The 9,837-nt window shown below is 66.9% G+C and carries 9 protein-coding genes and 1 pseudogene; 8 read left to right on the top strand and 2 right to left on the bottom strand.

What is annotated here, in order from left to right; genetic code table 11:
• A partial coding sequence (locus tag VED21_RS37185) for an FAD-dependent oxidoreductase (protein WP_324891273.1) occupies nucleotides 1-182 on the bottom strand: 182 nt, incomplete at its 3' end.
• A 306-nt stretch (nucleotides 183-488) separates the two neighbouring features.
• Between VED21_RS37185 and VED21_RS37180 the strand changes: the two genes are divergently transcribed.
• The 8 genes and pseudogenes from VED21_RS37180 to VED21_RS37145 all read left to right on the top strand — a co-directional run.
• Nucleotides 489-1,421, top strand: a complete 933-nt coding sequence (locus VED21_RS37180; RefSeq protein ID WP_324891271.1) for a thiamine pyrophosphate-dependent dehydrogenase E1 component subunit alpha — start codon at nucleotides 489-491, stop codon at nucleotides 1,419-1,421.
• A 6-nt stretch (nucleotides 1,422-1,427) separates the two neighbouring features.
• Nucleotides 1,428-2,402: an alpha-ketoacid dehydrogenase subunit beta gene (locus VED21_RS37175; protein WP_324891269.1), complete on the top strand. Its 975-nt coding sequence runs from the start codon at nucleotides 1,428-1,430 to the stop codon at nucleotides 2,400-2,402.
• A 23-nt stretch (nucleotides 2,403-2,425) separates the two neighbouring features.
• On the top strand, nucleotides 2,426-3,214 hold the full coding sequence (locus VED21_RS37170; protein ID WP_324891268.1) for an enoyl-CoA hydratase/isomerase family protein: 789 nt from the start codon (nucleotides 2,426-2,428) through the stop codon (nucleotides 3,212-3,214).
• Between the two features lie 3 nt (nucleotides 3,215-3,217).
• Entirely contained in the window at nucleotides 3,218-4,402 is a 1,185-nt protein-coding gene (locus VED21_RS37165) for a dihydrolipoamide acetyltransferase family protein (protein ID WP_324891266.1), read from the top strand.
• Between the two features lie 14 nt (nucleotides 4,403-4,416).
• Complete coding sequence (locus VED21_RS37160; protein ID WP_324891264.1) at nucleotides 4,417-5,589, top strand: acyl-CoA dehydrogenase family protein; 1,173 nt, start codon at nucleotides 4,417-4,419, stop codon at nucleotides 5,587-5,589.
• Between the two features lie 52 nt (nucleotides 5,590-5,641).
• Nucleotides 5,642-7,138 carry an AMP-binding protein gene (locus VED21_RS37155; RefSeq protein WP_324891262.1) on the top strand — a complete coding sequence of 499 codons (1,497 nt, stop codon included), beginning with the start codon at nucleotides 5,642-5,644 and terminating at the stop codon, nucleotides 7,136-7,138.
• A 117-nt stretch (nucleotides 7,139-7,255) separates the two neighbouring features.
• Nucleotides 7,256-7,918, top strand: coding sequence for a TetR/AcrR family transcriptional regulator (locus tag VED21_RS37150; RefSeq protein WP_324891260.1), 663 nt, complete (start codon nucleotides 7,256-7,258; stop codon nucleotides 7,916-7,918).
• Nucleotides 7,919-8,012: 94 nt separating this feature from the next.
• Nucleotides 8,013-8,219: pseudogene (locus tag VED21_RS37145) on the top strand (IS3 family transposase); the annotation flags it as partial.
• Between the two features lie 291 nt (nucleotides 8,220-8,510).
• On the opposite strand, the gene VED21_RS37140 reads toward VED21_RS37145, so the two are convergent.
• Nucleotides 8,511-9,725, bottom strand: coding sequence for a multidrug effflux MFS transporter (locus VED21_RS37140; RefSeq protein ID WP_324891256.1), 1,215 nt, complete (start codon nucleotides 9,723-9,725; stop codon nucleotides 8,511-8,513).
• Between the last annotated feature and the right edge of the window lie 112 nt (nucleotides 9,726-9,837).

Raw genomic sequence — 9,837 nt, 5'->3', positions numbered from 1 at the left:
GCGAGGTGCATGACCTCGGCCGAGCGCAGCAGCGCCTTGGTGGGGATGCAGCCCCAGTTCAGGCAGATGCCGCCCAGGTGTTCGCGTTCCACCACGGCGGTGGACAGGCCGAGCTGGGCGGCGCGGATCGCCGCCACGTAGCCGCCGGGCCCGCTGCCAATGACGATGACGTCGAATTTCATCGGAATCGCCCCTGCTTTGACGTCGCCGCACGTCTTTGAACCAGCCGGCCGCCAGAGCATGCTATGAATAATGACTCATAAACCATTTCCTACACGGAAGCCTGCCGCAGCACAAGCCACAAAATGCGCGCACTATCCAGCCCGACAGAAGGGCTGCAAATTGGCTTGACGCGTAGATGAGTCGTGAGTCATGATTCTACCTAATAGCGGCGAGCACGATCCGATGCCGCCCAATAAGACAGTGAGGTTTCCGTGCACCAACCCGCCAAACCCACGCCTGACAAGCAGTTGGCGCTTCATCGCACCATGCTTCTCATCCGCGCGACCGAGACGGCCCTGTCCAAGCTGTTCGCCGACGGCGAGATTCCGGGCTTCATCCACCTGAGCGTCGGGCAGGAGGCGGTCGCCGCCGGCGTCGTCGGCGCCCTCGGCGACCGTGACACCTTCGCGACGACCCACCGGGGCCACGGCCACGTGCTGGCGCGCGGCGTGGCGCTCGACCGCTTCTTCAAGGAGATCATGGGACGGGCCGGCGGCGCATGCGGCGGACGCGGCGGATCGATGCACGTGGCCGATCTGGCCCTGGGCGTGCTGGGCGCCAACGGCATTGTCGGCGCCGGCCTGCCGCTCGCCACCGGCAGCGCGCTGGCCCACCAGACGCGCCGCACCGGTGGTGTCGCAGTCGCGTTCTTCGGTGATGGCGCCATGGCCGAAGGTGCCTTGCACGAGTGCCTGAACATGGCGGCCCTGTGGGCGCTGCCGCTGGTCTTCGTGTGCGAGAACAACGGCTGGTCGGAATTCTCCCCGACCTCGCGGCAGTTCGCCGCGTCGCTCGGCGATCTCGGCGGCGCTTTCGGCATCCCGCATCGGCGCGTGGACGGCAACGACGTCGCTGCCGTGACCGCCGCCGCCGAGGACGTGGTCGAGGGGGCCCGCGCCGGCGGACCGCGGATCCTGGAGTGCGTCACCACCCGCTGGCATGGCCATTTCGAAGGCGACCCGCAACGCTACCGCAGCGCCGACGAGATCGCCGGCCTGCCGGAGAACGACCCGCTGCGCCGCTCAGCCGCCGCTCTCCTGGCCGCTGGCGTCGGCGAGGAGGCGCTTGCCTCCCTGGCCGAGGCGGTGGACGCCGACGTCCGCGCAGCGCTGGACGCCGCGCGTGAAGACGCCCTGCCCGACTTCGCCGCCGCCTACCGGGACGTCTACACGCCCGCCATGCACACCGCCGGGGCCTGAAATCCAATGTCGAAGCCGCTGCGCTATGTACACGCCATTGCCCAGGCCCTGACCGACGCGATGTCCGAGGACCCCGCCGTGATGGTGTTTGGTGAGGACGTCGCCGCCGCCGGCGGGCCTTTCAAGGCGACTCGGGGCCTGCTCGACGCCCATGGCCCGGAGCGGGTGCGCGACACGCCGATCTCGGAAGCCTCCATGGTCGGGGCGGCCGTTGGCGCCGCGCTGACCGGCATGAAGCCAGTGGTCGAGATCATGTTCATGGACTTCGTGGCGCTGGCCATGGACGCTGTGGTCAACCAGGCCGCCAAGGCGCGCTTCATGTTCGGCGGGCAGTGCAGCGTGCCGATGGTGCTGCGCACGCCGCATGGCGGCGGCCTGAACGCCGGGCCACAGCATTCGCAATGCCTGGAGGCATGGTTCGCCCACATCCCCGGCCTGCGTGTCGCCTGTCCGGCCACCGTGGCCGACGCCTACGGCCTGCTGCGCGCGTCCATCGATGCGCCCGATCCGGTCGTGTTCGTTGAGAACAAGGCCCTTTATGCCGCTCAGGGCGACATCGACGTGAACGCCCCGCGCGAGGTGGGCCGGGCGCGGATCGACCGGCCAGGGCGCCACGCCACCATCGTCACCTACGGCGCGACGCTCTACGCCGCCCGCACCGCCGCCGACCGCCTCGCCGCCGAGGACATCGAGGCGGAGATCATCGACCTGCGCTGGATCCAGCCCTGGGACGAGGAAGCGGTCTTCGCGTCGGTCGCACGAACCCACCGCGTGGTGATCGCTCACGAAGCGGTGCAGGCCTTCGGTGTCGGCGCCGAGATCGCGGCACGCATTGCCGCCGATGCCTTCGACGACCTCGACGCTCCCGTCCTGCGCGTCGGTGCGCCCTTCATGCCCATCCCGTTCGCCAAGTCGCTGGAGGCCGCCTACCTGCCCGGCGCCGACCGCATCGTTGCGGCCGTCAAGACAACGCTTGCCTGACCGGCCTTCGAAGGATCCAAACCATGACCGAAGACAACGCCATCCTGACCACCCGCACCGGTGCCGTCGGCCTGATCACCATCAACCGCCCGGACACGCTCAACGCGCTGGACATCCCGACGCTGCAGACGCTGGAACAAGCCCTGACGGAGCTGGAGGCCGACGACGGCGTCCACGTCATCGTCGTCACCGGGGCGGGCGACCGTGCGTTCGTGGCCGGCGGCAACATCGCCGACCTCGACAGCCGGCAGGGGTTGGCCCATTACCTGGAGTTCGCCGAGGTCATCCACCGCTGCTTCCGCCGGTTCGAGACCTGCGACAAGCCGACGATCGCCGCCGTCAACGGTTGGGCGCTGGGCGGCGGGACCGAGCTTCTGCTGTCGCTGGACGTGCGCATTGCCGCTGACACCGCCAAATTCGGCCTGCCGGAAATCAACCTCGGCCTGTTTCCCGGCGCCGGGGGCACGCAGCGCATCCTGCGGCAGATCCCAGCCTGCCGGGCGCGCGAGCTGGTGTTCACGGGCGACCAGTTCACCGCGGCCGAAGCCGTGAGCTGGGGCCTGATCAACCGGGCGGTTCCCAAGGCCGATCTGATGGCGGAAGCCATGGCGACCGCCGAGAAGATCGCGGCCAAGTCGCCGCTGATCCTGAAGATGATCAAGCGCACCTTCCGTCACGGGCAGGAAATGCCGCTCGGCCCCGCGCTCGCCTATGAACAGGCGATGATCGGACTGGTGCTCGACAGCCAGGATTCGCACGAAGGATGCCGCGCCTTCCTGGAAAAGCGCAAAGCCCATTTCGCAGGGCGCTGATCCATGGTCCAGGATCTGGTGATGCCCAAGCTGGGGCTGACGATGACCGAGGGGGTGCTCGCCGAATGGCGGGTGCAGCCGGGCCAGCCCTTCAAGACCGGCGACGTCCTGGTCGTCGTCGAGACCGACAAGATCGCTTCGGAGGTCGAGGCCGACAGCGACGGCGTGCTGATCGACACCGTGGTCCCCGCCGGCGAAACGGTGGCCGTCGGCACGACGATCGCGCGCTGGTCGGCGAACGGCGAGGACGCCGCGCCTCGGCCATCGGCGCCGCCGGCCGTAACGGCTAGCCCGCCGCCCGCCGTCCAGGAGGGGGAACGAATCCGGTCCACTCCGCTGGCGCGCCGACGGGCCCGCGAACTCGGCATCGACGTCGCGCATGTGACCGGCACGGGGCCGCACGGCCGCATCAAGGTCGCCGATGTGGAAGCTGCGGCGCAGGCGGCGCCGGCCGCCTTTTCTCCCGCGCCGCCCGCCTCCGCACCCGTCGCGGTCGGCGCGCGGGCGAAGCCCGGCACCATGCAGGCAGCCATGGCCCGTCGGCTGACGGCCGCCAAGCGCGACGTCCCGCATTTCTACCTCGCCGCCGAGGCGGAGGTGTCGGAGCTGCTGGCCCTGCGGGAACGCCTGAACGCCGACGCGGGCGCCTCCGCGCCGCGCGTGTCGGTGACCCACATGGTGCTCGCCGCCGTCGCCCGCGCGCTCGCCGCGATGCCGGAGATGGACCGTGTCTGGGACGAGGGCGAGATCGTGACGCTCGGGCGCGGCGACGTCGGCATGGCCGTCGATACGCCGCGCGGGCTGGTCGCCCCGGTGCTGCGCGGAGCTGCGCGGCTGTCGCTCGACCAGCTCGCGGCGGCGGCCGGCGCGCTGACCGGGCGGGCCCGCGACGGTCGCCTGGGCGAGGAGGATTTCCAGGGCGGCGCCGTCAGCGTGTCGAACGCCGGCATGCACAACGTCACCTACATGACCTCCATCATCGCTCCCGGCCAATCGAGCATCCTCGGTGTCGGCAGCGTGCGTTCCGTGTTCCGGCCCGACGCGGCCGGCGCCCCGGCGCTAAAGCGTGAACTCGGCCTCGTGCTGTCGGCGGACCACCGCCTGTTCGACGGCGTCACCGCGCTGAGCTTCCTCAACCGCATCATCGGGTGTCTGGAGCAGCCGTTGCGCCTGCTCCGCACCCCCTGACCCGGAGAACAGTCATGGACTTCCAGCTTTCCGACGAGCAACGCATGATGGTCGAGACCGCGACCCGCGTTGGCGATCAGTTCGGTCTCGACTACTGGCGTGCGCAGGACGCCCGAAAGGCATTCCCAAAGGAGGCGTGGGCCGCCATCTGCGACGCCGGCCTGTCCGGCGTGGCGCTGCCGGAAGAGTATGGCGGCTCCGGCCAGGGCATGCTGGAGATGGCGTTGATCGTGGAAGCACTGTGCGCCGCCGGGGGCGGCGCCACCGTGGCGCAGCTCTACATGATCAACCCGATCTTCGGCGGCGTGGCGCTCGCCAAGTTCGGCTCCCAGCGGCAGAAAGACGCCATGCTGCCGGCGCTGATCCGCGGCGACATCAACTTCTGCATGGCGCTGACCGAGCCCAACGCCGGCACCAACACCCTGGAGATCCGCACCTTCGCCCGACCCGACGGCGACGGCTGGCGCCTCAGCGGCCAGAAGATCTGGATTACCGCCGTACCCGACGCGCAGAAGATGCTGGTAGTGGCCCGCACCCGGAAGCTCGACGAAATCACCCGCCGCACCGAGGGCATCAGCCTCTTCGTCATCGACGTCGAGCGCGATGGCCTGACCCATCAGGCGATCGAAAAGGTCGGTACCAACACGCTGGCGTCCAGCACCGTCTTCTTCGACGACGTGCGCATCGAACCGGACGAGGTGATCGGCACCCTGCACGGCGGCTGGTCCGAACTTCTCGATGTGCTCAACACCGAGCGCATCGTGACCACCGCCGGCTTGGTCGGCGCCGGCACTCTGGCGATCCGGCTGGCCGTGGACTATGCCAAGGAGCGCCGGGTGTTCAGCGACCGGCCGGTGGCTGCCTATCAGGGTATCCAGTTTCCGCTGGCGCAGGCGCATGCCGAGTTGCAATGCGCCCGGCTGATGAACCTCAAGGCCGCCGACCAGTGCGACAAGGGCCTGCCCTACGGCAGCGAAGCCAACGTCGCCAAGCTGATCGCCGCGCAGGCCGCCGCATCGGCGACCGAGCGCTCGATGCAGGCGATGGGCGGCATGGGCTATTCCAAGGAGTACCACGTCGAGCGGCTGTGGCGGGACGCCCGCCTGTTCCGCTTCGCCCCGATCTCGGAGGAGATGATCCTGAACTTCGTGGCCATGCACGACCTCGGGATGCCAAGGTCGTACTGAGAGCGAGACCGGCGGCACACGCCGGCACGTTCGGACTGGGAGGATCGACACCATGGTAAACCTGAGCGCCTTCATCCGCTACCACGCGTTGCGCACGCCCGACCGGCTGGCGGTCGTGTATGGGGAGCAGCGGATCGGCTACGCCGACTTCCACGACCGCATCCTGCGCATGGCCGGCTTCCTCGCCGGGCGCGGGATCGGCGAGGGCGACGTGGTGGCGGCGGTGATGAAGAACAGCGCCGCCTTCCTGGAGCTTGCCTTCGCATCCAGCCACCTCGGCGCGGTGTTCCTGCCGATCAACTTCCGCCTGGCGCCCGCCGAGGTCGCCTTCATCACCGGCAACGCCGGGGCCAAGCTGGTGTTCGCCGACGAGGAGCTGGCCGCTCTGGTCGAGGGGGACGGGCGCGCCGTCCTGGTCGATGCGGCGGCCCAGGCCGACGGCCGGACGCTGGCCGGCGCCGGAGGCCCGGTGCCGGAGATGCGGGTGCGCACGACGCAGGACCTGTTCCGGCTGATGTACACCTCCGGCACCACCGATCACCCCAAGGGGGTCATGCACAGCTACGAGAACTTCTACTGGAAGTGCATGGACCACGTGATCGGCCTGGGCCTGACGGCGCAGGACCGGTTGCTGGTCGTCGGCCCGCTGTACCATGTCGGCGCCTTCGACTTGCCGGGTATCGCGGTGCTCTGGCTGGGCGGCATGCTCTGCGTCCTGCGCGACTTCGACCCCGACGCAGCCCTCGCCGCCATCGAACGCGAGCGGCTGACCGGCGCGTGGTTCGCCCCGGTCATGGTCGGCCGCATCCTGGCGTACCCCGACCGTGGCCGCTACGACGTCACGAGCCTGAATTGGGCGATCGGCGGCGGCGAGCGCACGCCCGAACAGCGCATCCGGGACTTCACCACGCTGTTCACTGGCGCCCGCTACGTCGACGCCTACGGCCTGACCGAAAGCTGCTCCGGCGACACGCTCATGGAGGCGGGGCGCGAGATCGCGAAGATCGGTTCCCCCGGCCGCGCGCTGGCGCATGTCGAGGTGCAGATCCGCGACGACGCCGGCAACGTCCTGCCCCCCGGCACGCCGGGCGAGATCTGCCTGCGCGGACCCAAGGTCACCAAAGGCTACTGGCGCGATCCCGACAAGACGGCGCGCAGCTTCTTCGGCGACTGGTTCCGCACCGGCGACGTCGGCTGCCTGGACGCCGACGGCTTCCTGTTCCTCACCGACCGCAAGAAGGACATGATCATCAGCGGCGGCGAGAACATCGCGTCGTCCGAGATCGAGCGCGTCGTCTTCCTGCTGCCGGAGGTGAGCGAGGTCGCCGTCATCGGCGTGCCGGACGAGCGCTGGGGCGAAGTGCCGGCCGCCTACATCGTGCTCAAGGACGGCGCCACGCTCGACGCCGCCACCCTCGAACGGCACTGCCGCGCACATCTGGCCGGCTTCAAGGTTCCCAAGCACCTCGTTATCCGTGACGCCCTGCCGCGCAATCCGTCCGGCAAAGTGTTGAAACGCGTGCTGCGTGATCCGGCGACGAACGGGTGAGCGGCCCGTCCGATGGACTTCGTCTCCTTCTCCTGTTTCGCAGGAAACTACAATAGCCTATGACTGCCGGTGGTGCGCGGGACGAGTGCACGGGTGAGGACAGGAGAGTATGGCAGCATGAAACGGACCGGCGTTGCCCGTAAGTCTCGGGTGCAGAAATCCGAAGAAATCCGTGAGGCCCTGTTCCAGGCAGCCGCTGAAGTTGTCGGCGAATGCGGATATGCCGAAGCGTCAATTTCCCGCATCACGCAGCGTGCCGACTTGGCGCAGGGGACCTTCTACAACTATTTCACCTCCCGCCAGGAGATCTTCGACGAGCTGCTGCCGGTCCTCGGCGCCAAGATGATGGCGCACATCCGCCAGCAGGCGAACGGCGCCGTCGGCTATAGGGAAAAGGAGGAGCGGTCATTTCGCGCGTTCTTCAGCTTCCTGAAGCGAATGCCCTATTTCCTGCGCATCCTGAACGAGGCCGAGTTCTTCGCTCCGGTCGCGCACCGTCAGCATTTCCACAACATTTCGAGCGGCTACACCCGGTTCATGAAAAAGGCTCGTGCGGCCGGCGAGATCACGGCGGTGTCGGACGAGGAAATCGAGGCGCTCGTCTACATGCTGATCGCGGCACGCGGTTACCTGGCTCTGCGTTACATGAAGCCGGATGGTTCTGTAGAACTTCCGGAGGAGGCGGTCACTGCGTACATGCGGCTGCTCTCGCACGGGCTGGTCTCACCGCAGGGCGGAGACGTTCCAGTAGATCCGAGCCAGGAACGGGAGCCCCGCTGAAAGTTCGACGCGCCGACCGCATAGGGTGGCTTTCTTGCCGCCGACCGCCGCTTCGTCCGGCACGCGGAGGTGCGGGCAAGCGCCCCCGCACTACAACCCCGTGACCGAGACGCTGTTCGGCTCCTTGAAAGTCGAACGTTCGCATGGCATGCGTTTCGAAACCCGGCGGCAGGCCAAGGACGAGGTCATCGACTGGCTGGGCTTCTACAACCACAAGCGAATGCACTCGACCCTGGACTATCTCAGCCCCATGGCATTCGAGGAGACTTGGCGCTGCCCGCACAACGCGCAGGCAGCATAATCCTCCGGCTATGGGAGGCGTTGCACGGGAGCAAGACCACAGGGACCTGTTGCGGCCGCTCTTAAAGTGATATCGAAGATTTAGGATGCTCAGTTGCAATAGGCTTGACGCATACCTCGGGGATGGGTGAGCGTCAATTATCATCAAATCATTCGCGCGCTCAAAAAATACTTATTGATCACAGTATTTCGTTCTGCATACTCTGAAAAAGAACCGTCACCAGGCATTAAATATTTTTGATATTCTGCATTCAAGACAAAAGAAGGCAGAAATACAGCAACTCTGATGCCATTATAATGTTTTGCGAGGACCAGGCCTCACGGTGAGCAGCAGAGCTGCGAATCCTGCGACGCTCAACCCGGCGATTGCGACGGTCATGGGCAGCGCCGTTCCGTTCCCCAACATGCCGATGACGGCGCCAGCAATGCCGCCAACGCCGAACTGCATCACGCCGATCAGTGCCGAGGCGGTGCCGCGCGGCCGAGCCAGGCTCATAGCGGCAGCGGTGGCGTTGGGACCGATCAGGCCGAGGCTGGCAACAACGACGAAAAGCGCGCCGATCAGCGGCAACGGCTCGGACGGTTGGACAAGCGCCGCGCCAAGCAGGACGATCCCCGCAACTGAATTGAGGACCAATCCCAAGGCGAGAATCGTCCGCCCGGAGCAAACCTTCAAGAGGTGGATGTTCGCCTGCGCCGCAAGGATCAGGCCGACCGCGTTCATCCCGAACAGCAATCCATAGTCCTGCGGCGACATCCCGAAAAAACCGATGAATACAAACGGTGAGCCCGCGATGTATGCGAACATGCCGGAAAAGGAGAGGCTGGTGATGAGCGCGTAGCCAAGGAACTGGCGATTCCTGACCAACGCCACAATGGTGCCGCCAAGGTTCATGAATGCCCTGGATGCGCGGCGCTCCTGCGGCAGAGTTTCAGGAAGCACCTTCAGCACAAGCCCGAAGCAAAGCACCCCGAACAGCGCCAGCACCCCGAAAATGGCTCTCCAACCAGCCAGGACGAGGATCTGTCCACCGATGGTCGGGGCGAGCACCGGCGCAAGGTTCATCACCAGCATGATGATGGAGAATGCCCGCGCGGCGGCCTTCTCCTCAAACCGATCCGTGATCACGGCTCGCGCAATGACGACGCCGGCACAGCCCCCCATGGCCTGAAGCAAACGCCCCAAGGCCAGCGACGCAACGTCGGGTGCCAGTGTTATCCCGGCGGAGGCCATCACGTAGACAGCGATCCCAACCATCAAGGGACGCCGGCGCCCGTACCGATCCGAAATCGGTCCGTACACAAGCTGCCCGACTGCCATGCCGACAAGGAAGGTGGCGAGGGTGAACTGCACCTCTCCCGACGACGCGCCGAAGTCCGCCTGAATGGCCGGGAAAGCCGGCAGGTACATATCGATCGAAAGTGGCGCAAACGCCATGACCACGCTGGCGATCAACAGGAGGCGGCGGTCGCTGGGCAAGTTCTGGGACAGTGCGATCTGGGACATTATGACTTGATCCTGGTCAGCGGAACTGGCGCACCGGGAATCGTCGAAAGCGTGCCCCCTTTCGCGCCCTACCGGCTATTCGTCAACGATGGTGTTGCGCGGAAGGAGAGCT

The organism is Azospirillum sp., assembly GCF_035627195.1.
Taxonomy (GTDB): domain Bacteria; phylum Pseudomonadota; class Alphaproteobacteria; order Azospirillales; family Azospirillaceae; genus Azospirillum.
Note: the sequence above shows the minus strand (reverse complement) of the source record. Positions and strands in the feature narration are given on the sequence as shown.